Annotated in this window: 19 protein-coding genes; 10 read left to right on the forward strand and 9 right to left on the reverse strand. The window is 71.3% G+C overall.

Features of this window, described 5'->3' with window-relative positions; all coding sequences use genetic code 11:
- Window positions 1–11: 11 nt before the first annotated feature.
- The 3 genes from ACJ6WD_RS28210 to ACJ6WD_RS28220 all read left to right on the forward strand — a co-directional run bounded on the left by ACJ6WD_RS28210 (window position 12) and on the right by ACJ6WD_RS28220 (window position 2,841).
- On the forward strand, window positions 12–1,013 hold the full coding sequence (locus ACJ6WD_RS28210; RefSeq protein ID WP_233658042.1) for an aldo/keto reductase: 1,002 nt from the start codon (window positions 12–14) through the stop codon (window positions 1,011–1,013).
- Window positions 1,014–1,050: 37 nt separating this feature from the next.
- Window positions 1,051–1,902 carry an amidohydrolase gene (locus ACJ6WD_RS28215; RefSeq protein WP_233658041.1) on the forward strand — a complete coding sequence of 284 codons (852 nt, stop codon included), beginning with the start codon at window positions 1,051–1,053 and terminating at the stop codon, window positions 1,900–1,902.
- 153 nt (window positions 1,903–2,055) lie between these two features.
- Window positions 2,056–2,841: an SDR family oxidoreductase gene (locus tag ACJ6WD_RS28220; RefSeq protein ID WP_233658040.1), complete on the forward strand. Its 786-nt coding sequence runs from the start codon at window positions 2,056–2,058 to the stop codon at window positions 2,839–2,841.
- A 19-nt stretch (window positions 2,842–2,860) separates the two neighbouring features.
- Here the strand turns inward: ACJ6WD_RS28220 and ACJ6WD_RS28225 are convergent, their stop codons facing one another.
- The 6 genes from ACJ6WD_RS28225 to ACJ6WD_RS28250 all read right to left on the reverse strand — a co-directional run bounded on the left by ACJ6WD_RS28225 (window position 2,861) and on the right by ACJ6WD_RS28250 (window position 9,961).
- Entirely contained in the window at window positions 2,861–3,532 is a 672-nt protein-coding gene (locus ACJ6WD_RS28225) for a FadR/GntR family transcriptional regulator (protein ID WP_331247607.1), read from the reverse strand.
- 90 nt (window positions 3,533–3,622) lie between these two features.
- A complete protein-coding gene (locus tag ACJ6WD_RS28230; RefSeq protein ID WP_407616774.1) occupies window positions 3,623–4,720 on the reverse strand; it encodes an LLM class flavin-dependent oxidoreductase in 1,098 nt (365 codons plus the stop codon).
- A gap of 239 nt (window positions 4,721–4,959) precedes the next feature.
- Window positions 4,960–6,564 (reverse strand): glycerol-3-phosphate dehydrogenase/oxidase, encoded by a 1,605-nt coding sequence (locus ACJ6WD_RS28235; RefSeq protein WP_233658037.1) that lies wholly within the window; start codon window positions 6,562–6,564, stop codon window positions 4,960–4,962.
- Window positions 6,565–6,577: 13 nt separating this feature from the next.
- The gene (gene glpK, locus ACJ6WD_RS28240) at window positions 6,578–8,134 is read right to left on the reverse strand and encodes a glycerol kinase GlpK (protein WP_233658036.1); all 1,557 of its coding nucleotides are present in this window, start codon (window positions 8,132–8,134) and stop codon (window positions 6,578–6,580) included.
- A gap of 46 nt (window positions 8,135–8,180) precedes the next feature.
- Window positions 8,181–8,969, reverse strand: a complete 789-nt coding sequence (locus ACJ6WD_RS28245; RefSeq protein ID WP_233658035.1) for an MIP/aquaporin family protein — start codon at window positions 8,967–8,969, stop codon at window positions 8,181–8,183.
- Window positions 8,970–9,196: 227 nt separating this feature from the next.
- Complete coding sequence (locus ACJ6WD_RS28250) at window positions 9,197–9,961, reverse strand: IclR family transcriptional regulator (RefSeq protein ID WP_038518450.1); 765 nt, start codon at window positions 9,959–9,961, stop codon at window positions 9,197–9,199.
- 238 nt (window positions 9,962–10,199) lie between these two features.
- Here ACJ6WD_RS28250 and metH point away from each other — a divergent pair, with 238 nt between their 5' ends.
- The 4 genes from metH to ACJ6WD_RS28270 all read left to right on the forward strand — a co-directional run bounded on the left by metH (window position 10,200) and on the right by ACJ6WD_RS28270 (window position 18,297).
- The gene (gene metH / locus ACJ6WD_RS28255) at window positions 10,200–13,709 is read left to right on the forward strand and encodes a methionine synthase (protein WP_331247609.1); all 3,510 of its coding nucleotides are present in this window, start codon (window positions 10,200–10,202) and stop codon (window positions 13,707–13,709) included.
- A gap of 227 nt (window positions 13,710–13,936) precedes the next feature.
- Window positions 13,937–14,650: an HAD family phosphatase gene (locus tag ACJ6WD_RS28260; RefSeq protein ID WP_233658033.1), complete on the forward strand. Its 714-nt coding sequence runs from the start codon at window positions 13,937–13,939 to the stop codon at window positions 14,648–14,650.
- Window positions 14,651–15,010: 360 nt separating this feature from the next.
- Window positions 15,011–16,618, forward strand: a complete 1,608-nt coding sequence (locus ACJ6WD_RS28265; protein ID WP_407616775.1) for an ABC transporter substrate-binding protein — start codon at window positions 15,011–15,013, stop codon at window positions 16,616–16,618.
- Window positions 16,619–16,701: 83 nt separating this feature from the next.
- A complete protein-coding gene (locus ACJ6WD_RS28270) occupies window positions 16,702–18,297 on the forward strand; it encodes an ABC transporter substrate-binding protein (protein WP_233658031.1) in 1,596 nt (531 codons plus the stop codon).
- A 97-nt stretch (window positions 18,298–18,394) separates the two neighbouring features.
- Here ACJ6WD_RS28270 and ACJ6WD_RS28275 read toward each other — a convergent pair whose 3' ends face one another.
- Together ACJ6WD_RS28275 and ACJ6WD_RS28280 are read right to left on the reverse strand one after the other, a co-directional pair.
- Window positions 18,395–19,066 carry a response regulator transcription factor gene (locus ACJ6WD_RS28275; protein ID WP_020929992.1) on the reverse strand — a complete coding sequence of 224 codons (672 nt, stop codon included), beginning with the start codon at window positions 19,064–19,066 and terminating at the stop codon, window positions 18,395–18,397.
- A 25-nt stretch (window positions 19,067–19,091) separates the two neighbouring features.
- On the reverse strand, window positions 19,092–20,129 hold the full coding sequence (locus ACJ6WD_RS28280; protein WP_407616776.1) for a RecB family exonuclease: 1,038 nt from the start codon (window positions 20,127–20,129) through the stop codon (window positions 19,092–19,094).
- Window positions 20,130–20,320: 191 nt separating this feature from the next.
- On the opposite strand from ACJ6WD_RS28280, the gene ACJ6WD_RS28285 reads away from it, so the two are divergent.
- From ACJ6WD_RS28285 to ACJ6WD_RS28295, 3 genes are all read left to right on the forward strand, one after another.
- Window positions 20,321–21,607, forward strand: a complete 1,287-nt coding sequence (locus ACJ6WD_RS28285) for a site-2 protease family protein (RefSeq protein ID WP_407616777.1) — start codon at window positions 20,321–20,323, stop codon at window positions 21,605–21,607.
- A gap of 227 nt (window positions 21,608–21,834) precedes the next feature.
- Window positions 21,835–22,788, forward strand: a complete 954-nt coding sequence (locus ACJ6WD_RS28290) for a tRNA (adenine-N1)-methyltransferase (protein WP_407616778.1) — start codon at window positions 21,835–21,837, stop codon at window positions 22,786–22,788.
- Window positions 22,789–22,991: 203 nt separating this feature from the next.
- Window positions 22,992–23,570, forward strand: coding sequence for a hypothetical protein (locus ACJ6WD_RS28295; protein ID WP_376557928.1), 579 nt, complete (start codon window positions 22,992–22,994; stop codon window positions 23,568–23,570).
- A gap of 90 nt (window positions 23,571–23,660) precedes the next feature.
- On the opposite strand, the gene ACJ6WD_RS28300 is transcribed toward ACJ6WD_RS28295, so the two are convergent.
- Window positions 23,661–23,954: a ferredoxin gene (locus ACJ6WD_RS28300; RefSeq protein WP_016570825.1), complete on the reverse strand. Its 294-nt coding sequence runs from the start codon at window positions 23,952–23,954 to the stop codon at window positions 23,661–23,663.
- Between the last annotated feature and the right edge of the window lie 176 nt (window positions 23,955–24,130).

Below are 24,130 nucleotides of genomic sequence, written 5' to 3' on the forward strand. Positions count from 1 at the left end.
GGGCCGCCACCATGAGCCGACCGCCCCACGGGCCACGCCACCTCGGCCGCAGCGGCGTCACCGTCCCCCCGCTGGGCCTGGGCTGCGCACCCCTGGGCAACCTCTACCGCCCCGTCCCCGAGGCCCGCGCCCGAGCCGTCGTCCGCACCGCCCTGGCCACCGGCGCCCACTACTTCGACACCGCCCCGCACTACGGCGTCGGCCTGTCCGAGGAGCGCCTCGGCCGGGCGCTGCGCGGCCTCGACCGGTCCGGCTACGTGCTGTCCACCAAGGTCGGCCGCCGGCTGCGCCCGCTCGCCCCCGGCGAACGGCCCACCGGCGAGGGCTTCGTGGCCACCCCCGCCCGGGCCAGGGTGCGCGACCTCACCCGGGCCGGCATCCGGGCCACCCTGGAGGCGTCCCTGACCCGTCTCGGCGTGGCCGCGGTGGACGTCGTCTACCTCCACGACGTCGAACACCACCTGCGCGAGGTCTACGAGACCGGCTACCCGGCCCTGGCCGAACTCCGCGCCGAGGGCACCGTCCGCGCCATCGGCTTCGGCATGAACCACAGCGGCGTCCTGGCCCGCCTGGTCGCCGACCTCGACGTGGACGTGGTGCTCTGCGCCGGCCGCTGGACGCTGCTGGAGCAGACCGCCGCCACCGACCTGCTGCCGGTGTGCGCCCGGCGCGGCACCTCGGTCGTCGTCGGCGGGGTCTACAACTCCGGCCTGCTCGCCGACCCGACCCCCGGCGCGCCCTACGACTACGCCCCGGCGCCGCCCGCGGTCCTCGCCCGTGCGCGCCGACTCGCCGCGGTCTGCGCCGCGTTCGACGTCCCGCTCAAGGCCGCCGCGCTGCGCTTCCCGTTCGGGCATCCGGCCGTCGCCGCGGCCGTGGTCGGCGCCGCCTCGCCCGACGAGGCCGCCGAGAACGCGGCCCTGTTCCGCCACCCCGTCCCGGCCGGCCTCTGGCACGCCCTCGTCGCCCGCGGGCTGCTCGACCCCGACCTGCCGCTGCCGGCGGACGTCTGACGCCCCGCCCGCCGACCCGACCACCGGGAGCCGCCCGATGCGCATCGACGCCCACCACCACCTGTGGGACCTCGCCCGCCGCGGCCAGCCCTGGATGGACGGGCCCTGGGCCGACCCGATCCGCCGCAGCTACGCCCCGGCCGACCTCGCCCCGCACGTCGCGGCGCACCGCATCGCCGGCACCGTCCTGGTCCAGTCCTCGGCCTCCGCCCGGGAGACCGTCGAACTCCTCGCCCTGGCCGCCGAGGACGGGCCGGTGCGCGGCGTCGTCGGCTGGGCCGACCTCACCGCCGCCGGCCTGCCGGACGCGCTCGCCGCCCTGCCCGCCGGGCTCGTCGGCCTGCGCCACCAGGTCCAGGACGAACCCGATCCGCACTGGCTGGCCCGCCCCGACGTCCGGCGCGGCCTGCGCACCCTCGCCGCCCACCGACTCGTCTACGACCTGCTGGTCACCCCGCGCCAACTGCCCGCCGCCCACGCCGTCGTGCGGGCCCTGCCGGAGCTGTCCTTCGTCCTGGACCACGCCGGCAAACCGGCGATCGCCCGCGGCGCGTGGCAGCCCTGGGCGGCCGCGCTCACCGCTCTCGCCCGCCTCCCGAACGTCACCTGCAAGCTCTCCGGCCTGGTCACCGAGGCCGACTGGCACGCCTGGCGGCCGTCGCACCTGCTGCCGTACGCCCGGCACGTCCTGGACGCGTTCGGCCCGGAGCGGGTGATGTTCGGCTCCGACTGGCCGGTCTGCACCCTGGCCGCCGGCTACGGGGACGTCGTGGCGCTCGCCGAGGCCGCCACCGACCACCTCAGCGGCCCGGAACGCGCCGCCGTCTTCGGCGGCACCGCGACCCGCGTCTACGGCCTGGACGCCCGGCCCCCGTCCGGCGTGGACTAGCCGTCCGGATTCCGCCAGCACCGCCCTCCGCGCTGCCGGAGGATCGAGCCGTACCGCGGCGGAAGCGCGCGAAGCGCCACGAACCATGGCTTTTCCACTGCTGCCGCATCAACCCGGTACGCACGGCTCGAAGAGGAACGTGAGACGAAGGTGATGACGATGACGACGACCACGGCGTCCGCAACCCCGGTGCCCGGCACCCGCCCGCTGTCCGGCAAGGCGGCCCTGGTGACCGGCGGCAGCCGGGGCATCGGCGCGGCGATCGCGGCCCGGCTGGCGGCCGACGGGGCGGCGGTGGCGCTGACCTACCAGCACCGGGACGACCTGGCCGCCGAGGTCGTCCGGCAGATCGAGCGGGCCGGCGGGCGGGCCTGGGCGGTCCGGGCCGACGGTGCGGACCCGGAGGCGGTGCGGGCCTCGGTGGCCGCCGCTGCCGACCGGTTCGGACGGTTGGACGTCCTCGTCAACAACGCCGGCGCCGGCATCATGGGCCCCTTCGAGGGGATCGCGCTCGACGACGTGGACCGGGTGCTGGCGGTCAACGTCCGAGCCCCCTTCCTCGCCGCCCAGGCCGCCGCCGCCCACCTGACCGAGGGCGGCCGGATCATCTCGATCGGCAGCTGCGTCGCCGAGCGGGCGGCCTTCCCCGGCGGCTCCCTCTACGCCACCAGCAAGGCCGCGCTCGGCGGCCTGACCAAGGCGCTGGCCAGGGAGTTGGGGCCGCGCGGCATCACCGTCAACCTCGTCCTGCCGGGACCCGTCGACACCGACATGAACCCCGCGGACGGCGAGGCCGCCGCCCTCCAGGCCCAGTTGACGTCGCTCGGCAGCTACGGGCAGCCGGCGGACGTGGCGGCGATGGTGGCCCACCTGGCGGGCGACGGCGGCCGGTACGTCACCGGCGCCGCGCTCGCCGTCGACGGCGGCTTCGCGGCCTGAGCGGTGGCCGCGGGCGTCCTCACAGGGACGCCCGCAGCCACTGCTCCACGCTGGCGACGTGCACCGTCGCCCACGCCCGCGCCGCCTCGGCGTCCCCGTCGCGCAGCGCACCGAGGATCGCCCGGTGCTCGGCGAGGGTGCGGGCGACCGCGTCCTTCTGGGTCAGCCCGCGCCAGATCCTGGCGCGGGTGGTCGGCCCGGACAGGCCGTCCAGCAGCGAGCAGAGCACCGAGTTGCCGGCCGCGGCGACGATCCGACGGTGGAACTCCAGGTCGCCGGCGATCAGGTCCTCCAGCGCCGGCTCGGGTCCCAGTGCGTCCAACGCGTCCTGGAGGGCGTCCAGTTCGGCCGCCGGGAGCCGGCCGGCCGCCATGCCGGTGGCGGCCGGCTCCAGGATCCGGCGCACGGCGAGGAACTCCAGGACCGTGTCGTCGCGGTGGAAGTCCACCACGAAGCTCATCGCCTCCAGCAGGAGTTGCGGGTCCAGGCTGGTGACGTAGGTGCCGTCGCCCTGGCGGACGTCCAGGATGCGGATCAGCGACAGCGCGCGCACCGCCTCCCGCAGGGAGTTGCGCGACAGCCCCAGTTCCGCGGCGAGTTCGCTCTCCCTGGGCAGCCGGTCGCCCGGCCGCAGCGCACCGGAGACGATCATCCCCTTGATCTTCTCGATGGCCTCGTCGGTGACCGCCATGGCCGCCCTCCCCGTCCGGACCCGCCCGGAAGCCGCGGGGCGCGGCCCCAGACCTCCGATGTCTGGGGCATTATGACCCGCGGCGCCCGGTCAGCGCCCGTCCCCGTCCACCCCGCTCCCGCCCTCCGGGTCCTCCCACAGCGTGCTGGGCGCCTCGCGCCGGACCACCGGGGCGACCTCCTCGGCGAACCGCTGCAACGTCTCCAACTGCTCGCCGTGCTCCAGGCCGAAGCCGTCGACGGTGATCGACTGGAGGTCGTGCCCGTACACCCCGTGGTAGCCGAGGATCTTGTCGATGACCTGCTGCGGCGAGCCGATCAGTTGCGGCCCGTTCGCGATGGCGTCCTCGATGGTGCGGAACGGGGTGTTGTACCCGGCCTTGCCGGCCAGGTGCGGTCGGAAGGTCTGGGCGACCTTCGCCTCGTAGAGGTCCTTGTAGCGGGCGATCGCCGCCCGCTCGCTGTCGGCGAGCAGCAGCCCGCCGGAGCCGGCGGCCACCCGGGCCCGCGCCGGATCGTGGCCGTACGCGGCGAACCGCTCGCGGTAGTACGCGATCAACTCGGCGTACGCGGCCCGCGGTTGGATGGCGTTGGCGGTGAACAGCGGATCGCCGTGCTTCGCCGCGAGCTCGGGGGAGTTGCGGCTGGTGGCCGAGCCGTGCCAGATCCGCGGCGGACCGCCGTACGGGCGCGGCACGGTCGTCACGTCCTTCAGCGGCGGCCGGAACTCGCCCGACCAGTCGACGTGCTCCTCGCTCCACAGCCGGCGCAGCAGCTCGTACTTCTCGGCCTGGAGGTCCCACTGCCGCGCCTCGTCGAGCCCGAAGAGGTCGAAGTGGCCGGCCTCCGCGCCCTTGCCGACGACGAGTTCGAGACGGCCGCGGGCGAGGTGGGTGAGGGTGGCGTAGTCCTCCGCGACCCGCACCGGGTCGAGGACCGCCACGACGGTCACCCCGGTCAGCAGCCGGATCCGGGAGGTCCGGGCGGCCAGCGCCCCCAGCACCACCGACGGGCTGGAGGACAGGAACGGCCCGGCGTGCCGTTCACCGACGGCGTACGCGTCGAAGCCGAGCCGTTCGGCCGCCACGGCGGTCTCGACGACCTCGGCGAACCGGTCGGCGGGGGAGGGCAGGTGACCGGTCAGCGGGTGCGGTGCGTGGCCGATCAGCGAGAGCACGGAGAATCGCATGGTGTCCTTCCGGCGTGGGTTCCGGCCGGGCGGCCGGGCGCACTGCCGGCCCGCCGGCGGGTCCTCCCACTGTGCGCGCCGGACGTTGCCGCGGTGTGTCGGCACCGTGGCACCCGTGCGGCGAATGCACCGCGGCGCGCGCCCCGTCCGGGACGCGCGCCGCGGTGCTGTGCGCAGGGCGGTGGGGCGGCCCCTCGGCCGTCCCACCGCCGTTCACCGATCGCTCGGTCGAGGGTCCGTCAGTCCTCCAGCATGCCCTTGACGCGGGCCCGCACGTCCTCGGTGTCCAGCCCGCGGATGGTCAGCGTGGTCCGGCGGCGCAGCACGTCGTCGACGGTCTCGGCCCACTCGTGGTCCCGGGCGTAGGCGACCTGCGCCCAGATCTCCGGGGCGTCCGGGTGGATCCGCTCGGCCAGCGCCGGGTCCTCGTTCGCCAGCCGGGCGATGTCGAACGACAGCGAACCGTAGTGCGTGGCGAGGTGCCGCGCGGTGTCGGCGGCCATCCGGGGGCCGGGCGTGCCGCCGTCGACCAGCAGTCGGTGGGCGACCGCGTTGGGGTTGGCGATGCCGGGCAGCGGGAGCTTCTTCGGCAGCTGCGAGATCGGCTCCATGTCCTCGGCCAGCGGGTGGCCGGGCAGCGCGGCGAGCTTGTTCATCACCGTGCGGCCGATGTGCCGGAAGGTCGTCCACTTGCCGCCGGCCACCGACAGCATCCCGCCGGAGCCCTCGGTGACCACCGTCTCGCGCTTGGCCTTGGAGGTGTCGCCGGGGCCGCCGGGCAGCACCCGCAGACCGGCGAACGAGTAGGTGATCAGGTCGCGGGAGAGCTGCTGGTCACGGACGGAGAAGGCGGCCTCGTCCAGGATCTGGGCGGTGTCCTTCTCGGTGACCGAGACGTCCGCCGGGTCGCCCTCGTACTCCTCGTCGGTGGTGCCGAGCAGCAGCATGTCCTCCCAGGGGAGGGCGAAGGTGATGCGGTACTTGTCGATCGGGGTGGCCAGTGCGGCCTTCCAGGGGGAGGTGCGCTTGAGGACCAGGTGCGCGCCCTTGGACAGGCGGATGGAGGGGGCCGCGTTGGGGTCCTCCATCTTGCGCAGGTGGTCGACCCAGGGGCCGGTGGCGTTGAGCACCAGGCGGGCGTTGACGCCGAACTCGCTGCCGTCCAGGCGGTCCTTGAGCTCGGCGCCGGTGACCCGGCCCTGGGTGAAGCGCAGGCCGGTGACCTCGGAGTGGTTCAGGACCGTGGCGCCGGCCTCGACCGCCGCGCGGACGGTCATCAGCGCCATCCGGGAGTCGTTCATCTGGTCGTCGCCGTACACGGCCACGGCCTTGAGGTTCTCCGTGCGCAGCTCCGGCACGTCCCGCTGGGCCTTGGCCGGGCTTATGACGTGGCCGACGCCGTCGCCGAACGCGGACAGCGCGGAGTAGGCGAAGACGCCCGCGCCGAGCTTGGCCGCGCCGTGCGGGCCGCCCTTGTAGACCGGCAGGTAGAAGGTGAGCGGGTTGGCCAGGTGCGGGGCCACCTGGCGGGAGACCGCGCGCCGCTCGAAGTGGTTCTCCGCGACCAGCTTGACCGCGCCGGTCTGCAGGTAGCGCAGACCGCCGTGCAGCAGCTTGGAGGACGCGGAGGAGGTGGCGCCGGCGAAGTCGCCGGCGTCCACCAGGGCAACCCGCAGTCCGGCCTGCGCGGCATGCCAGGCGGTGGAGATGCCCAGGATGCCGCCGCCGATCACCAGGAGGTCGTACGTCGCCTTGGACAGCTGCTCCCGGGTTTCGGCGCGGCTCGGCAGGGAACCGGCGGCCGGGTGCGTCCCGAGGGCCGGGACGCTCTGCAGGGTGCTCATGATGTGCTCCTCGTCAGCTCTCGTCGTCGAGCCAGCCCATGGTCCGCTCAACGGCCTTGAGCCAGTTCTTGTACTCGCGGTCACGGATGGCCGCGTCCATGCGGGGGGTCCACTCGGCGGCCCGACGCCAGTTGGCGCGCAGTTCGTCGGTGCTGGACCAGAAGCCGACGGCCAGACCGGCCGCGTAGGCAGCGCCGAGGCAGGTGGTCTCGGCGACCATCGGGCGCACCACGGGGGCGTCCAGGAAGTCCGAGATCGTCTGCATCAGCAGGTTGTTGGAGGTCATTCCGCCGTCGACCTTGAGCGCGGTCAGGTCGACGCCGGAGTCCTTGGTCATGGCGTCGGTGATCTCGCGGGTCTGCCAGGCGGTGGCCTCAAGGACGGCACGGGCGATGTGCGCCTTGGTGACGTACCGGGTCAGGCCGGCGATGACGCCGCGGGCGTCCGAGCGCCAGTAGGGGGCGAACAGGCCGGAGAAGGCCGGCACGAAGTAGGCGCCGCCGTTGTCCTCGACGGTGCTGGCCAGCGTCTCGATCTCGGCCGCGCTGTTGATCAGCCCCATCTGGTCGCGCATCCACTGGACGAGCGAGCCGGTGACGGCGATGGAGCCTTCCAGGGCGTAGACCGGCTGCTCGTCGCCGATCCGGTAGCCGACCGTGGTCAGCAGCCCGTTGTAGGAGTTCACCGGCTGGTGTCCGGTGTTCATCAGCATGAAGGTGCCGGTGCCGTACGTGGACTTGGCCTCGCCCTCGGCGAAGCAGGTCTGGCCGAAGAGCGCGGCCTGCTGGTCGCCGAGCGCGGAGGCGACCGGGACGCCTTCGAGCACTCCGGCGGCGGTGGTGCCGTAGACCTCGGCGGAGGAGCGGATCTCCGGCAGCAGGGCCGCCGGGATGTCCATCGACGTGAGGATCTTCTCGTCCCACTGCAGGGTGTGCAGGTTCATCAGGAGGGTGCGCGAGGCGTTGGTCACGTCGGTGACGTGCCGACCGCCGTTGACGCCGCCGGTGAGGTTCCAGATGACCCAGGAGTCCATGGTGCCGAAGAGGATCTCGCCGCGCTCGGCGCGCTCGCGCAGCCCCTCGACGTTGTCCAGCAGCCAGCGGATCTTCGGGCCGGCGAAGTACGAGGCCAGCGGCAGGCCGGTCTCGCGGCGGAAGCGGTCCTGGCCGACGTTGCGGCCCAGCTCCCGGCAGAGCCCGTCGGTGCGGGTGTCCTGCCAGACGATGGCGTTGTGGACCGGCTCACCGGTGTTCTTGTCCCAGAGCAGGGTGGTCTCGCGCTGGTTGGTGATGCCGATCGCCTTGACGTCGGCCGAGGTGAAGCCGGGGTTGCTCTGCGCGGCCTTGTCGATGGCGCCCTCGACGACCTGCTGGACGTTGGCCCAGATCTCGACCGCATCGTGTTCGACCCAGCCCGGCTTGGGGAAGATCTGCTCGTGTTCCTTCTGGTCGACCGAGACGATCCGGCCGTCCCGGTCGAAGACGATGCAGCGGCTGGAGGTGGTGCCCTGGTCGATCGCGGCGATGAACGGACCGTGGCCGTGCGAGGAGGTGCTGGGGGTGTCGCTCATGGTGTGCTCCAAGGTTCGGTGCGGGCGGCGGGGTGGGCGGGGCGGCTCAGGCGAACGCCAACTGGTAGATGCCCCCGGCGAGGGCGCCGCCGATCAGCGGGCCGACCACCGGGATCCAGGCGTAGCCCCAATCGGAACCACCCTTGTTCGGCAGCGGCAGCAGCGCGTGCACGATGCGCGGGCCCAGGTCGCGGACCGGGTTGATGGCGTACCCGGTCGGACCGCCCAGCGACAGGCCGATGCCGGTGACGACCAGGGCGACCAGCAGCGTGCCGATCGCGCCCACGCCCTTGCCGTTGTCGCTCAGCCCGAGGGTGAGGATCGCCAGCACGAGCACGATGGTGGCGATGATCTCGGTGACGAGGTTCTGCACCACGTTCCGGATCTCCGGGCCGGTGGAGAAGATGCCCAGCACCGGGCCGGCCTTCGGAGCGGCGGCCGGGTCGACCATGCCCTCCTCGCCGTTGTGACCGGCCAGCACCTCGGGGTCGGTCAGGTGCGCCCGGAACTGTCCGTAGTAGACCAGCCACACCAGCACCGCACCGATCAGGGCGCCGAGGAGCTCACCGGCGAAGTACACCGGCACCTGACTCCACTCGATGCCGCCCTTGATCGCGAGGCCGATGGTGACTGCCGGGTTGAGGTGTGCGCCGGACTTCGCGGCGATGTAGGCACCCGTCAGCACGGCGAAGCCCCACCCGAAGGCGATGGCGACCCATCCGGCGTTGAACGCCTTGGAACGCTTGAAGGTGACGGCGGCGCAGACACCACCGCCCATCAAGACCAGAACAGCGGTACCGATGGTCTCGCTGATGAAGATGTCGGAGCTGGACACCCGCGACTCCTTTGTCCTTCGTCCAGGGGAAGGCGAACCCCGGGTCCCTCCGGTGGTCCGCACCCTCCGAGAGGGCGTTGGTCGGCCCGCGGCAGTCCACACCCTAACGCTTATTGCCGTTAGGTGTTCGGCAATGCCGACCGACGAACGGCAGTTTTATTTACCTCCCAGACCTCGTCAAGGGTTCTGTGGCGAAAAACTTAGGTGAACATTTGAGACATAGGGGGTCAGAATCGCCCTGCCCCCAGGTCACGAGAGACCGCACGTGCGCAATCCCTCACAGCAGCGACGATTTCCGGCCGCAGTTCGCCGTCGCGGCACACCCGCTCCACGGCCCCCGTGACCCCCACCGCGCCCACCGGCATCCGGCGCCGGTCATGGATCGGTGCGGCGATCGAGGCCACGCCCTCCCAGGTCTCCTCCACGTCCGCGGCCCAGCCGCGCGCCCGCGTGAGGTCCAGCACCGTCTCGAAGTCCGCCAGGCCGGTCGTGGTCCGCGGCGTGAACGCCTCCCGGTCGGTCTCCACGACCTCGCTGTGCGCCACCGGGTCGTACGCCGACAGCACCTTCCCCAGCGCCGTGCTGTGCAGCGGCTGCATCGCGCCGACCTCCAGCACCTGCCGGCTGTCGTCGGGGCGGAAGACGTGGTGCACGATCAGTACGCCCTGCTGGTGCAGGACGCCCAGGTAGACGCTCTCCCCGCTGGAGCGGGCCAGGTCGTCGGTCCACACCAGGGCGCGGGCCCGCAGCTCGTGGACGTCGAGGTAGCTGTTGCCCAGCCGCAGCAGCTCGGCGCCGAGCTGGTAGCGGCCGGAAGCCTGGTCCTGCTCCACGAAGCCCTCCTGCTGGAGCGTGCGCAGGATGCCGTGGGCGGTCCCCTTGGCCAGCCCCAGGGAGGAGGAGATGTCGGAGAGGCCCAGTCGCCGTTCTCCCCCCGCGAGCAGCCGCAGCATCGCGGCTGCTCGCTCCAGCGACTGGATGGTGCGTGCCATCGGGCGACCTCCGAAGTATCTGGTTCGACAATGCTGAACGATATCGGCCCATGCCGACCGTGGGGAGTGGGTTGGGCCTTCGACGATCATGGATAACGGACCGAGCCGCGCTCAGGCGCCGCTGTCCACGCCGTGGAATGGTGAACACCTGTCCCGGCCCGGAAGCTACGCTGGCCGGGTGCGCCCTCTTCAGGAGGGGTGCAAAGCCGACAGCCGTCGCAACCACGGGAGCACCTCCATGGCTTCGAATACGCCCTCGTCCACCAGCTCGTCCCGCGTCACCGCGTTCCGCGAAGCGCTTGCTTCCCGGGTCGTGGTTGCCGACGGTGCGATGGGCACGATGTTGCAGGCGCAGGATCCGTCCATGGAGGACTTCGAGCAGCTGGAGGGCTGCAACGAGATCCTCAACCTCACCCGGCCGGACATCGTGCGTTCGGTGCACGAGGAGTACTTCGCGGTCGGTGTGGACTGTGTGGAGACCAACACCTTCGGTGCGAACTTCGCGGCGCTGGCGGAGTACGACATCGCCGATCGGGTCTTCGAGCTGTCGCAGGCCGGTGCGGCGATCGCGCGGGAGGTCGCGGACGAGTTCACCGCGTCGACCGGGCAGCAGCGGTTCGTGTTGGGTTCGATGGGGCCGGGCACGAAGCTGCCGACGTTGGGGCACGTCGACTACGTGACGTTGCGCGACGCCTTCCAGCAGAACGCCGAGGGCATGATCGTCGGTGGCGCGGACGCGCTGCTGGTGGAGACCACGCAGGATCTGTTGCAGACCAAGGCCGCCGTGCTGGGCGCGCGCCGCGCGCTGGCGGCGACTGGTACGGATCTGCCGGTCATCTGTTCGGTGACGGTGGAGACGACCGGCACGATGCTGCTGGGTTCGGAGATCGGGGCGGCGCTGACGGCGTTGGAGCCGCTGGGCATCGACATGATCGGTCTGAACTGTGCGACCGGTCCGGCCGAGATGAGCGAGCACCTGCGCTACCTGGCCCGCCACTCCCGCATTCCGCTGTCGTGCATGCCCAATGCGGGTCTGCCGGTGTTGGGCAAGGACGGTGCGCACTACCCGCTGTCGCCGGCCGAGCTGGCCGATGCGCAGGAGACGTTCGTGCGGGAGTACGGGCTGTCGTTGGTGGGTGGCTGCTGCGGTACGACGCCGGAGCACCTGCGGCAGGTCGTGGAGCGGGTGCGGGGGGCCGCTCTGAGCGAGCGGGTGGTGCGTCCGGAGCCCGGTGCGGCCTCCCTGTATCAGACGGTGCCGTTCCGCCAGGACACCTCCTACTTGGCGATCGGCGAGCGGACCAACGCCAACGGGTCGAAGAAGTTCCGTGAGGCGATGCTGGACGGTCGCTGGGACGACTGTGTGGAGATGGCCCGGGAGCAGATCCGCGAGGGCGCGCACCTGCTGGACCTGTGCGTGGACTACGTGGGCCGTGACGGTGTGGCGGACATGGCGGAGCTGGCGGGCCGGTTCGCGACCGCTTCGACGTTGCCGATCGTGTTGGACTCCACCGAACTGGAAGTGATCCAGGCGGGTTTGGAGAAGCTCGGCGGCCGCGCGGTGATCAACTCGGTGAACTACGAGGACGGCGACGGGCCGGAGTCGCGGTTTGTGAAGGTGACGCGGCTGGCGGCCGAGCACGGTGCGGCGTTGATCGCGTTGACCATCGACGAGGAGGGTCAGGCGCGCACCGCGGAGAAGAAGGTGGAGATCGCCGAGCGGTTGATCGCCGACCTGACGGGCAACTGGGGCATTCTCGAGTCGGACATCCTCATCGACACCCTGACCTTCACCATCTGCACGGGTCAGGAGGAGTCGCGTAAGGACGGTATCGCCACGATCGAGGCGATCCGGGAGTTGAAGAAGCGGCGTCCGGACGTGCAGACCACGTTGGGACTGTCGAACATCTCCTTCGGTCTGAATCCGGCCGCGCGGATCGTGTTGAACTCCGTCTTTCTGGACGAGTGCGTCAAGGCCGGCCTCGATTCGGCGATCGTGCATGCCTCGAAGATCCTGCCGATCGCCCGCTTCGATGAGGAGCAGGTCACGGTGGCGCGGGATCTGATCTACGACCGGCGGGCCGAGGGCTATGACCCGCTGCAGAAGTTGATGGAACTCTTCGAGGGCGCGACGGCCAAGTCGCTCAAGGCCGGTCAGGCCGAGGAGTTGGCGGCGTTGCCGTTGGACGAGCGGCTCAAGCGGCGGATCATCGACGGGGAGAAGAACGGCCTGGAGGCCGATCTCGAGGCGGCGTTGGCCGAGCGTCCGGCGTTGGACATCGTCAACGAGACGTTGCTGGACGGTATGAAGGTGGTCGGTGAGCTGTTCGGCTCCGGCCAGATGCAGTTGCCGTTCGTGTTGCAGTCGGCCGAGGTGATGAAGGGTGCGGTGGCCTATTTGGAGCCGCACATGGAGAAGTCCGACGATGAGGGCAAGGGCACGATCGTGCTGGCCACGGTGCGTGGTGACGTCCATGACATCGGTAAGAACCTCGTCGACATCATCTTGTCCAACAACGGCTACAACGTCGTCAACCTCGGGATCAAGCAGCCGGTTTCGGCGATCTTGGAGGCGGCCGAGGAGCACAAGGCCGACGTGATCGGCATGTCGGGGTTGCTGGTGAAGTCCACGGTGATCATGAAGGAGAACCTTCAGGAGCTCAACCAGCGCAGGATGGCCGCCGACTACCCCGTCATCCTCGGCGGTGCCGCCCTGACCCGCGCCTACGTCGAACAGGACCTCCACGAGATCTACGAGGGCGAAGTCCGCTACGCCCGGGACGCGTTCGAGGGTCTGCGGTTGATGGACGCGTTGATCGCGGTCAAGCGCGGGGTGCCCGGCGCCACCCTGCCCGAGCTCAAGCAGCGGCGGGTGGCCAAGCGGGACGTGCAGGTCTCGGAGCCGGAGCCGGAGCAGGGCGCGATCCGTTCCGACGTGGCCGTCGACAATGCGGTGCCCACGCCGCCGTTCTGGGGCACCCGGGTCATCAAGGGCATCCAGCTCAAGGAGTACGCCTCCTGGCTGGACGAGGGCGCCCTGTTCAAGGGGCAGTGGGGGCTCAAGCAGGCCCGCACCGGCGAGGGCCCCAGCTACGAGGAGCTGGTGGAGAGCGAGGGGCGGCCGCGGCTGCGCGGCTGGCTGGACAAGCTCCAGACCGAGAACCTGCTGGAGGCGGCCGTCGTCTACGGCTACTTCCCGTGCGTCTCCAAGGGCGACGACCTGATCCTGCTGGGCGAGGACGGCACCGAGCGGACGCGGTTCACCTTCCCGCGGCAGCGGCGCGGTCGGCGCCTGTGTCTGGCCGACTTCTTCCGCCCCGAGGACTCCGGCGAGACCGACGTGGTCGGCCTTCAGGTCGTCACCGTCGGTTCGCGGATCGGCGCGGCCACCGCCGAGCTGTTCGAGGCCAACTCCTACCGCGACTACCTCGAACTGCACGGCCTGTCCGTGCAGTTGGCGGAGGCGCTGGCCGAGTACTGGCACGCCCGGGTCCGCGGCGAACTCGGCTTCGGCGGGGAGGACCCGGCCGACGTCGAGGACATGTTCGCGCTGAAGTACCGCGGCGCCCGGTTCTCCCTCGGCTACGGCGCCTGCCCTGACCTGGAGGACCGCGCCAAGATCGCCGACCTCCTCCAGCCGGAACGGATCGGCGTCCAGCTCTCCGAGGAGTTCCAGCTCCACCCCGAGCAGTCCACCGACGCCCTCGTCATCCACCACCCGGAGGCCAAGTACTTCAACGCGCGGTAGCGCGGTGGCGCGCCCGGGGCCCGGGGTACGTCCCGGCGCCGACGGTGACGCACCGTAGCGGCGGTCCCGGCGGGACGCCCGGGGAAGCGGATCCTCCGCACTCCCCGGGCGTTTCGCCGCACTCGGTCGTACACTTGTCGGTCCGGTAGTGGCCGGTCGTTTTCCCCCACCGGGGGAGGCGGCCGGCCCTTTCGTCCCTCCGGGGGCGCCCTCAGGGAGGTGGATGGATGACCAGCAGCATCCCCGCAGTCGGCACCCGCTCAGCCGAAGCCGCGACCCTCCAGGCCGTCTTCCTCGATCTGGACGGCACGCTCGTCGACACCGAGGGCTTCTGGTGGGAGGCCGAGGCCGAGGTCTTCGCCCGGCTCGGCCACATCCTCGACGACCGCCACCGGGAGGTCGTGGTCGGCGGGCCGATGTCCCGCAGCGCCGGCTACCTGCTCCGCGAGACGGGCGCGGACATCGGCCTGACGGAGCTGAGCACCCTGCTCAACGAGGCGTTCGTGGCCCGCATCGGCCGCGGGGTGCCGCTGATGCCGGGCGCCCGCCGGCTGCTGTCCGAGCTGGCCGCCCACAGTCTGCCCGCCGCGCTGGTCTCCGCCTCGCACCGGACCGTCATCGAGCAGATGCTGCACTCCCTCGGCCCGGAGAACTTCGCGCTGGTCGTCGCCGGGGACGACCTGATGCGGACCAAGCCGCACCCGGACCCGTATCTGACCGCCGCCGCGCGACTGGGCGTCGACCCGGCCCGGTGCGCGGTCATCGAGGACACCCTGACCGGCGTGCGGGCGGGCGAGGCGGCTGGTTGCCGGGTGGTCGCGGTGCCCTCCGTGATGCCCGTTCCCGCAGCTCCGGGGCGTACCGTGGTGCGCTCGCTCGAAGAAGTCGATCTCCCTTTTCTCCAGGCGCTCATCACGGAAAGCCGAGGGGTCGTGCACTGAGCGTATTGCACGCAATGCCCGGGAACTCACGGCAGCGGGCCGCTTATTTTCCGTGACGAATACCCGGGGGAATTCACCTGGCGACCGGACCGCTAGGATGCGTGACGTTTCTCACGCGTCGGGCCGTCGACAGGGGGCTCGGCCGGTGTTCCAAAGGGGTCCTCCGTTGGTTTCTACGGGGGTAAGTGTCCGGATTGATGGGGCAACGTGCGATACGTTCCGCCGTCCGGATATCGATCACCGAGTCCCCGTTATCCGACCGCCATATCGCTGTAACTTCCTTGCGTCGATGACCCGCTGGCGGCGCCTACTAATCTCGACGCGAGCAACACCTCTGCGCTGATAAGGAACCTGCCGACGATGAATCGCAAGACCTTGGTGCTGCCGGCGCTGGCCGGTCTCCTCGCCCCGGCTCTCGCTGCTTGCGGCAACACCGACGGCGCGGGCTCGAGCGGCTCGCCGATCGTCGTCGGCGTCGCCTCCCAGATCGAGGCCACCAAGGCGGCGCCCGCGCCCCTCGACCCGGCACAGGCGTACGACGTCGACGCCTGGAACGTGTTGCGCAGCACCTTCCAGACGCTGATGCGGCTGCCCCGCACCGGCACCGCCGTGGTGCCCGACGCCGCCGAGTCGTGCGGCTTCCGCGACACCCAGAACGAGCAGTACCGGTGCACGTTGCGCAGCGGCCTGAAGTTCTCCAACGGGCACGCGCTGACCGCGCAGGACGTGAAGTTCTCCATCGACCGGCTGCGGACCATCAACTACACCAACGGTCCGGTGTCGCTGCTCGACGACATCGACCGGGTCGAGACGCCCAGCGACAGCGAGGTGGTCTTCCACCTCACCAAGCCGGACGCCACCTTCCCGCAGAAGCTCGCCACCCCCGCCGCCGCCATCGTCGACAGCCAGGTCTACCCGAAGAACAGCCTCTACAAGGGCTGGGAGACCGTCGGCTCGGGCCCCTACGTGCTCACGACCGAGCACGCCGGCAACCGCCTCACCAAGGCCGTCTTCACCAAGAACCCCGAGTACAAGGGCGGGCTGACGGTGAAGAACGACAAGGTCGAGATGCGGTTCTTCGACGACTCCGCGGACATGGAGGCGGCGCTCCGCAAGGGCGACATCGACCTGCTGAGCCGCGGCCTGACGCCCGACCAGGTCAAGAGCCTGCAGAACTCCCGCGACAAGCACCTGATGCTCCAGGAGATGCCGGGCCAGGAGATCCGCTACCTCGCCTTCAACACCAAGGACCCGGCCGTCTCCAACAAGGCCGTCCGGCAGGCGATAGCGCAGGTCGTCAACCGCTCCCAGCTGGTGCGCGACGTCTACGCGTACACCGGCGACCCGCTGTACTCGATGGTCCCCTCCGGCCTCACCGGGCACATCAACTCGTTCTACACGAAGTACGGCGACCCCGACGTCGCCGCGGCCCGCCAGACGCTCCAGCAGGCGAACATCACCACCCCGGTGAAGTTCACCCTGACCTACAGCAAGTACCACTACGGGCCGAACACCGCGAAGGAGTTCGTCGCCCTCCAGCAGCAGCTCAACAGCACCAAGCTGTTCGACGTCAGCATTAAGGGCATCGACCGCTGGCAGACGTTCCGCACCGACGAGTCGACGGGCAAGTACGCGGCCTTCGGCATGGGATGGTTCGCCGACATCCCCGACGCGGACAACTACATCGCGCCGTTCGTCGGCAAGGGGAACTTCCTCAACTCCCCGTACCGCAACGAGAAGATCGAGTCGCAGCTGATCCCGGCGACCCGCCAGCAGGCCGACCGCAACGCCGCCGCGGCCGGCTTCAAGCAGGCCCAGGACATCCTCGCCGACGACGTCCCCTACCTGCCGCTGTGGCAGGGCAAGCAGTACGTCGCCGCCCGCGACAACATCACCGGCGTCGAATGGGCCCTCAACTCCTCCTCGGCGCTCCAGATCTGGGAACTGGGCCGCGGCGTCTCCAGCTGACCGCCCGTCCCGCACCGAACCGTCCCCGCCGCGGCACCCCGCCGCGGCCCGACCGGCACCACCAGAACGTGAGGAACCACCGAGTGAAGCGTGACCAGTGGCTGTCCGCCCCGATCGGAGCGGGGCTGGCGACAGTCCTGCTCGCGGTCGCCGGGTGCGGCACGGACACCTCGGAGTCGTCCGGCCACGGCGAGCCCGTCGTGATGGGCATGACCGACAAGGTCGTGGCCACCGACCCAGCCTCGGGCTATGACCCCGGCTCCTGGCTGCTGTTCAACAACGTCTTCCAGTCACTGCTCAGCTTCCCCAAGGGCGGCACCACCCCGGAACCGGAGGCCGCCGAGAGCTGCGGCTTCACCGGTTCCGACAGCAAGGTCTACCGCTGCACCCTGAAAGAGGGCCTGACGTTCAGCAACGGTGACCAGCTCACCGCCCAGGACGTCAAGTTCTCCTTCGACCGCATCAAGCGCATCAAGGACAAGAACGGCCCCGCCGTGATGTTCGCGGCGCTGGACGACGTCCAGACCCCGGACGACCGCACCGTGGTCTTCCACCTCAAGACGCCCGACGCCACCTTCCCCATGAAGATCGCCTCGGGCGCCGGCTCCATCGTCGACCACACCGCCTACCCCGCGGACCGGCTGCGCACCGACGGCAAGGCCATCGGGTCCGGCGTCTACGCCCTGGACTCCTACAGCCCGCAGCAGGCCAAGTTCTCCGTCAACACCTCCTACAAGGGCCCCGCCAAGGCCAAGAACTCCGGGATGACCCTGAAGTTCTTCACCAACCGCGACCAGCTCAAGAAGGCCGTCCAGAGCGGCAGCATCGACGTCGCCTACCGCGGCCTGGCCATGAAGGACATCGCCGCACTGGACCGGGCGTCCCTGCACCAGCAGCACGGCACCCAGGTCGTCGAGGGCGGCAGCGCCGAGGTCATGCACCTGGTCTTCAACCTCAAGGACCCGGTCGCCGGCAAACTCGGCGTCCGCAAGGCCATCGCCTACCTCCTGGACCGCTCCACCCTCGTCCGGGACGTCTACCAGCGCACCGCCGAACCGCTGTACTCGGTCGTCCCGGCCGGCATCACCGGCCACAACACCGCCTTCTTCAACACCTACGGGGACCGCCCGCAGCCCGACAAGGCCGCCGCCGCCCTGCGCGACGCCGGCCTCCAGGGCAAGGTCCCGCTCACCCTGTGGGCCACCCCCGACCGGTTCGGCCCGGGCACCGTCCCCGCGGTCCAGGAGATCGCCGGCCAGCTCAACGCCAGCGGCCTGTTCGAGGCCAAGGTGCGCAGCGTGCCCACCGACGCGTACGACGAGGGCATGGCCGCCGGCCGGTTCGGCGTCTACATCAAGGGCTGGATCCCCGACTATCCGGATCCGGACAACTTCACCCAGCCGTTCTTCGGCAAGGACAGCGTGCTGGGCAACCACTACAGCTCGCCGGAGATCACCGGCCGGCTGCTGCCCGAGACGGCCGACCAGCCCAACCGCGGCGCCACCAAGACCGCCTTCCGCGAGCTCCAGGACATCGTCGCCAAGGACCTGCCGGTGATACCGATCTGGCAGGGCAAGCAGTACGCGGTGGCCCGCCAGGGCATCGCCGGCCTGGAATGGACCCTGGACTCCTCGACGGTCTTCCGCTTCTGGGAGATCAGCAAGTCCGCCGACGCCTGAGCCGGCCCGGCGCGCACGGACGACGGACGGCGGGGCCGGCCCGGGGACACCCGGACCGGCCCCGCCGCCGTTCGCACCTCGACCGCACGCGCCCCGACTACTGCGCGCCGGGCCGCACCAGTCCGCTCTCGTAGGCGTACACCGCGGCCTGCACCCGGTCGCGCAGCCCCAGCTTCGTCAGCACGTGCCCCACGTGCGTCTTCACGGTCGTCTCGCTGACGAACAGGTCCGCGGCGATCTCCGCGTTCGACAACCCGCGGGCCACCAGCTTCAACACCTCCACCTCCCGCTCGGTGAGCGTGTGGAGGGTGTCCGGCACCGGCTCCTCACCCGACGGCAGGTGCCCGGCGTACTTGTCCAACAGCCGGCGGGTGATGCTCGGCGCGAGCATCGCCTCGCCCCCCGCCACCACCCGGATCGCCTGCACCAGTTCGTTGGCCGGCGCGTCCTTGAGCAGGAACCCGCTGGCCCCGGCCCGCAGTGCCTCGACGACGTACTCGTCCAGGTCGAACGTGGTCAGCACCAGCACCTTCGCCGGACCGTCCTTGGCCGGGCCGGTGATCTGCCGGGTCGCCTCGACGCCGTCCATCCGCGGCATCCGGATGTCCATCAGCACCACGTCGGGCTGCAACGCCCGCACCTGCTCCAGCGCCTGGAGCCCGTCGCCCGCCTCACCGACGACCGCCAGATCCTGCTCGGCCTCCAGAATCATCCGGAAACCCGTACGCAGCAGGGGCTGGTCGTCGACCAGCAGGACGCGGATGGCCACAAGCTCTCCTTCAACGGGCGGCGATCTACTCGATCCGCTCCATTCTGCCCTGCGGCTCGCCCCCGCCCTCCGCCGGGCGCACCGGTGACGACGGCGTCTCCTGGGCGGCGACCCCCGCACCCCCGGCCACCTCACCCGGCCCCCGCACCGTCAACGGATACACCGGGGGAGTGCCGCCGAACTCCGGACAATGCGCCTGGTGGTCGCACCAGCCGCACAACTTCGTCGGCCGCGGCCGCCAGTCACCGGTCTCCGTCGCCTGCCGGATGGCCTCCCACAGCGCCAGCAACTTCCGCTCCACGCCCCGCAGATCGCGCTCGTCCGGGTCGTACGTCAGCACGTCGCCGCTGCCCAGGTACACCAGCTGGAGCCGGCGCGGCACCACGCCCCGCAGCCGCCACACCACCAACGCGTAGAACTTCATCTGGAACAACGCGCCCTCGGCGAACTGCGGACGCGGCGCCTTCCCGGTCTTGTAGTCCACCAGGCGCACCTCGCCGGTCGGCGCCACGTCGACCCGGTCGATGAAGCCCCGCAGCCGCAGCCCGGAGTCCAGCACCGTCTCCACGTACAGCTCGCGGTCGGCCGGCTCCAGCCGCGTCGGATCCTCCAGCGTGAACCAGCGGTCCACCAGCGCCTCGGCCTCCGCCAGCCACTGGCCCAGCCGCGCCCCGTCCGCGTCGTCGGGGAACAGCTCGGCCAGCTCCGGGCGCTTGGCCAGCAACTTCTCCCACTCCGCCGGCACCAGCGCGCGGGCCCCGGCCGCCGTGCGCTGCCCCGCCGGCGCGTCGAAGAGCCGCTCCAGCACCGCGTGCACCACCGTGCCGCGGGTCGCCGCCGGACTCGGCTTCTCCGGCAGCTTGTCGATCACGCGGAAGCGGTAGAGCAGCGGGCACTGCATGAAGTCGCTGGCGCGCGACGGCGACAGCGCCACCGGTGGCTGCGCCCCGCCCTGCGCCGGCACCACGGCCCCCGCCGGCGCCGAACCCCCGGCGGGCCCCGCCGCCGGCTCCGGCCCGCCGCCCGGCACGTCCGCCTCGGTCATCTCCGTGCTCGATCCCATGCCACAGAACCCTACGGCCCGCCACTGACAAGCGCCCTCGCGTCACCGACGGTGAGCCCACCGCCAGGTCCGCCCCCGCAACCGATCACGGCCGGAAGCTCCGCATACCATCGACGTCGGGCACCTTTGCCCTGCATGATCGAGTTGTCAGACAGTGCAGGTGCCGAAGCCGCATTCAACGAGGGGACGTCGTGGACGAGAGCGGGAAGCCGCAGGACCCCCAGGAGTCCGGGCAGGACCGGCCGCCCGAGCGCACACCCGACGGGCCCCAGGCGCCGCCCCCGGGCGCACCGCGGGGCGGCGACCGGGGCGACACCGGCCCGAAGGCCCCCGGCGGCGGCATCCTCATGGGCCGCCCCTTCGGCGTGCCGGTCTACGTCGCACCCAGCTGGTTCCTGGTCGCCGCCCTGATCACCTGGGTCTTCGGCGGCCAACTGGAGCGGGTCCTGCCCGAACTGGGCGCCGCGCGCTACCTGGTCTCGCTCTTCTTCGCGGTCGCCTTCTACGCCTCCGTGCTCGTCCACGAGCTCGCGCACACCGTCGCGGCGCTCCGGTTCAAGCTCCCGGTCCGCCGGATCCAGCTCCAGTTCTTCGGCGGCGTCTCGGAGATAGAGAAGGAGAGCGAGACCCCCGGCCGGGAGTTCGTCCTCGCCTTCGTCGGCCCGCTCCTCTCCCTCGTCCTCGCCGGCGTCTTCTACGCGGGCATGCAGGTGGTCGAACCAGGCACGGTCCCCGGCGTCCTGCTCGCCGGCCTGATGGTCTCCAACCTCATCGTCGCGGTCTTCAACCTGCTGCCCGGCCTCCCGCTGGACGGCGGCCGGATGCTGCGCGCCGTCGTCTGGAAGATCACCGGCAAGCCGATGAGCGGCACCGTCGCCGCCGCCTGGGTCGGTCGCGCGCTCGCCGTCACCGTCCTCATCGGCCTCCCGCTGCTCACCCGCACCGGCGCCCTCGGCCGGGCCCCCGAGGAACTCAGCGGCGCCGACTCGCTCACCGACGCGCTGCTCGCCGCGATCCTCGCCGCCATCATCTGGACCGGCGCCGGCAACAGCCTGCGCATGGCCCGGCTCCGCGAACGCCTCCCGGACCTCACCGCCCGCACGCTCACCCGGCGCGCCATCCCCGTGGAGGCCGACACCCCGCTCTCCGAGGCGCTGCGCCGCGCCAACGACGCCGGCGCCCGTGCCCTGGTCGTCGTCGACCGCCAGGGGTTCCCCACCGCCCTGGTGCGCGAGGCCGCCCTCGTCGGCATTCCCGAACACCGCCGCCCATGGGTGTCCGTCGGCTCCCTCGCCCAGGACCTCAAGGACGGCATGCGGGTCGCCGCCGAACTCTCCGGCGAGGCCCTCCTGGACCACCTCCGGGCCACCCCCGCCACCGAGTACCTCGTCGTCGAACCCACCGGTACGATCTACGGCGTCCTCTCCACCGCCGACGTGGAACGCGCCTTCGTCGCCGCCATGGCCCGCCCGTCCTGACCACCCAGGAACCGCCGCCGATGCCCGTGCCCACCACGGCGCGCGGTTCCCGGCCCCCGCTCCCGGGTAGCCCCCAGCCGGGGGGCCGGCCCCGTTCGACGCACCCGTAGGCGCTCGCCCGCCGGCGCCGCCGAGTGGCGCGCCGCAGGCCCGCCCCGCGGCCGGTGCGAGGGCCGGGACACGTGCCCGTGGTACGGCGGACGCGGAACGGCCGGTAGGCTGGTCACATGTCCGAACCGACCGGTGCCGCCCGCCGTCGCGGGCCCTTCAAGGTCGGGGACCAGGTCCAGCTCACCGACCCCAAGGGACGCCACTACACCTTCACGCTCGAAGAGGGCAAGAGCTTCCACACCCACAAGGGAGCCTTCCCCCACGACGAGCTGATCGGCGCGCCCGAGGGCAGTGTTGTCCGTACCACCGGAAACGTCGCTTACCTCGCGCTGCGTCCCCTGCTCCCCGACTACGTCCTGTCCATGCCCCGCGGTGCCGCCGTGGTCTACCCCAAGGACGCGGGGCAGATCCTGGCGATGGCCGACATCTTCCCCGGTGCCCGCGTCGTCGAGGCGGGGGTGGGCTCCGGCTCGCTCAGCAGCTTCCTGCTGCGCGCCATCGGCGACGACGGCATGCTGCACTCCTACGAGCGCCGCGCCGACTTCGCCGAGATCGCCACCCAGAACGTGGAGCGCTACTTCGGCGGTCCGCACCCCGCCTGGACGCTCACCGTCGGCGACCTCCAGGACAACCTCTCCGACACCGACGTCGACCGGGTCATCCTGGACATGCTCGCCCCCTGGGAGTGCCTGGAGGCCGTCTCCAAGGCCCTGGTGCCCGGCGGCATCCTCTGCGCCTACGTGGCCACGACCACGCAGCTGGCCCGCACGGTGGAGGCGATCCGCGAACACGGCACGTTCAACGAGCCGTCGGCCTGGGAGACCATGGTCCGCACGTGGCACGTGGAGGGCCTCGCGGTCCGCCCCGACCACCGCATGATCGGCCACACCGGCTTCCTGCTGACCGCCCGCCGGCTGGCCGACGGCGTCGAGCCCCCGCTGCGCCGCCGCCGGCCCGCGAAGGGCGCCTACGGCGAGGACTACAGCGGACCCGGGCGGGAGAAGACCGCCGCCGACCAGCCCGACGGGACCGCCGCCGACCTCACCGACGGCTCGCCCGAGCGCGACTGACGCCTCCGGCAGGCCACCGAACCGACCGGCGCCGCCGACGAGTTCCCGTTCTGCGGGAACCGTCGGCGGCGCCGTTTCGTTCTGCCTGCGGACCGGTGCGGAAAACTCGGCAAACTCCGCCCCCGCCGGTTCCTTGCCGCCCCCGGCTGTGGAACGATGCTGGGCACTCCCACCGCCACAGCACCTCACAGGAGTTACCCCTAGTGCAGCCCTTGGCAGGCCAGGACCTGTTGCACACCCAGCCCCACCCCATGCACTGGCTCGCCACTGCCACAGCCGTCTCCGCGGTGATCGCGGTCTCGTCCCTCTTCCAGCCCTCCGCGGCCACCGCCACGGCCGCCGGCGCCGCCTCCGCCCCGGCCGTCGCGGCCCCCGACCCGAGCCGCGTGACGTTCCCGGTCAACTGCGGACCCAACCGCCTCGACGTGGTCCAGAAGGTCTCCGGAGACCTCGACGGCGCCGGCGGCACCCAGACCGTCGCCGTGGTCCGCTGCCACACCGAGGCCGGCAGCCCGCCCAGCGGCGTCTACGTCCTCGCCCAACCGTCCGACCCCAAGGCCGCACCGCGGATCGTGGCGACCCTCCTGGCGCCCGCGCAGCGGCTCTCGGTCCAGGACCTCACCCTCCAGGGCCGGGTCGTCTCCGCGACCCTCCAGGGCTATTCCTCGGCCTCCGTGCCGCGCTACATGCCGGACGTGCACAAGACCGTCAAGTGGCAATGGCAAGGCGGGAAGTTCGTCCAGAGCGAACTCCCCGCCTCCACCGCGACCGAAGGTGCCTGATCCGTCACTCGGTGCGGACGTCTACGGCGATCTGCCGCGTCCTGCCTACGCCGCGTACGCACGGCGTCCACTCCGGGTCAGCGGAGCTCGTCACTCCGCGTCGGGTCCGTAGACCTCGACGTGGTCGGAGACCCGGCGCACGTGGATGCAGTCGCCGGGGCACTCCTTGGCCGAGTCGCGCACGTCGGTGAGCAGCGGCAGCGGGACGGGCGTTGTGGCGCCCTTGTCCTGCAGCAGCTCGTCGTCGGCGCTCTTCACATAGGCCAGCCCGTCGATGTCCAGCTCGAAGACCTCGGGCGCGTACTGCGCGCAGATCCCGTCCCCGGTGCACAGGTCCTGGTCGATCCAGACTTCCAGCTCCGGTGCTTCGTCCTGCGCAGTCATGTCGCCTGCCGTTCCTGCTTACGTGAATCGTTTTTGTCTAAGTGGCGCCAGCCCTGACGGGTGTTGACCGACTCGACGATACAACCGCTCGCTTTCCGATGTTGTTGGGTGGGTATTCCCTTGGCGTGAGGACGTGCGCAAGGGTGAAGATCGGACACACCCCGACAGTCTTTTCG

The organism is Streptomyces sp. VTCC 41912 (assembly GCF_045799175.1).
GTDB classification, from domain to species: domain Bacteria; phylum Actinomycetota; class Actinomycetes; order Streptomycetales; family Streptomycetaceae; genus Streptomyces; species Streptomyces albulus_C.

What these genes read in the sequence shown, in the direction of transcription:
- ACJ6WD_RS28210 (WP_233658042.1), top strand. Translation starts at nt 12, where the DNA reads ATGAGCCGACCGCCCCACGGGCCACGCCACCTCGGCCGCAGCGGCGTC.
- ACJ6WD_RS28215 (WP_233658041.1), top strand. Translation starts at nt 1,051, where the DNA reads ATGCGCATCGACGCCCACCACCACCTGTGGGACCTCGCCCGCCGCGGC.
- ACJ6WD_RS28220 (WP_233658040.1), top strand. Translation starts at nt 2,056, where the DNA reads ATGACGATGACGACGACCACGGCGTCCGCAACCCCGGTGCCCGGCACC.
- ACJ6WD_RS28225 (WP_331247607.1), bottom strand. Translation starts at nt 3,532, where the DNA reads ATGGCGGTCACCGACGAGGCCATCGAGAAGATCAAGGGGATGATCGTC.
- ACJ6WD_RS28230 (WP_407616774.1), bottom strand. Translation starts at nt 4,720, where the DNA reads ATGCGATTCTCCGTGCTCTCGCTGATCGGCCACGCACCGCACCCGCTG.
- ACJ6WD_RS28235 (WP_233658037.1), bottom strand. Translation starts at nt 6,564, where the DNA reads ATGAGCACCCTGCAGAGCGTCCCGGCCCTCGGGACGCACCCGGCCGCC.
- glpK (WP_233658036.1), bottom strand. Translation starts at nt 8,134, where the DNA reads ATGAGCGACACCCCCAGCACCTCCTCGCACGGCCACGGTCCGTTCATC.
- ACJ6WD_RS28250 (WP_038518450.1), bottom strand. Translation starts at nt 9,961, where the DNA reads ATGGCACGCACCATCCAGTCGCTGGAGCGAGCAGCCGCGATGCTGCGG.
- metH (WP_331247609.1), top strand. Translation starts at nt 10,200, where the DNA reads ATGGCTTCGAATACGCCCTCGTCCACCAGCTCGTCCCGCGTCACCGCG.
- ACJ6WD_RS28260 (WP_233658033.1), top strand. Translation starts at nt 13,937, where the DNA reads ATGACCAGCAGCATCCCCGCAGTCGGCACCCGCTCAGCCGAAGCCGCG.
- ACJ6WD_RS28265 (WP_407616775.1), top strand. Translation starts at nt 15,011, where the DNA reads ATGAATCGCAAGACCTTGGTGCTGCCGGCGCTGGCCGGTCTCCTCGCC.
- ACJ6WD_RS28280 (WP_407616776.1), bottom strand. Translation starts at nt 20,129, where the DNA reads ATGGGATCGAGCACGGAGATGACCGAGGCGGACGTGCCGGGCGGCGGG.
- ACJ6WD_RS28290 (WP_407616778.1), top strand. Translation starts at nt 21,835, where the DNA reads ATGTCCGAACCGACCGGTGCCGCCCGCCGTCGCGGGCCCTTCAAGGTC.
- ACJ6WD_RS28300 (WP_016570825.1), bottom strand. Translation starts at nt 23,954, where the DNA reads ATGACTGCGCAGGACGAAGCACCGGAGCTGGAAGTCTGGATCGACCAG.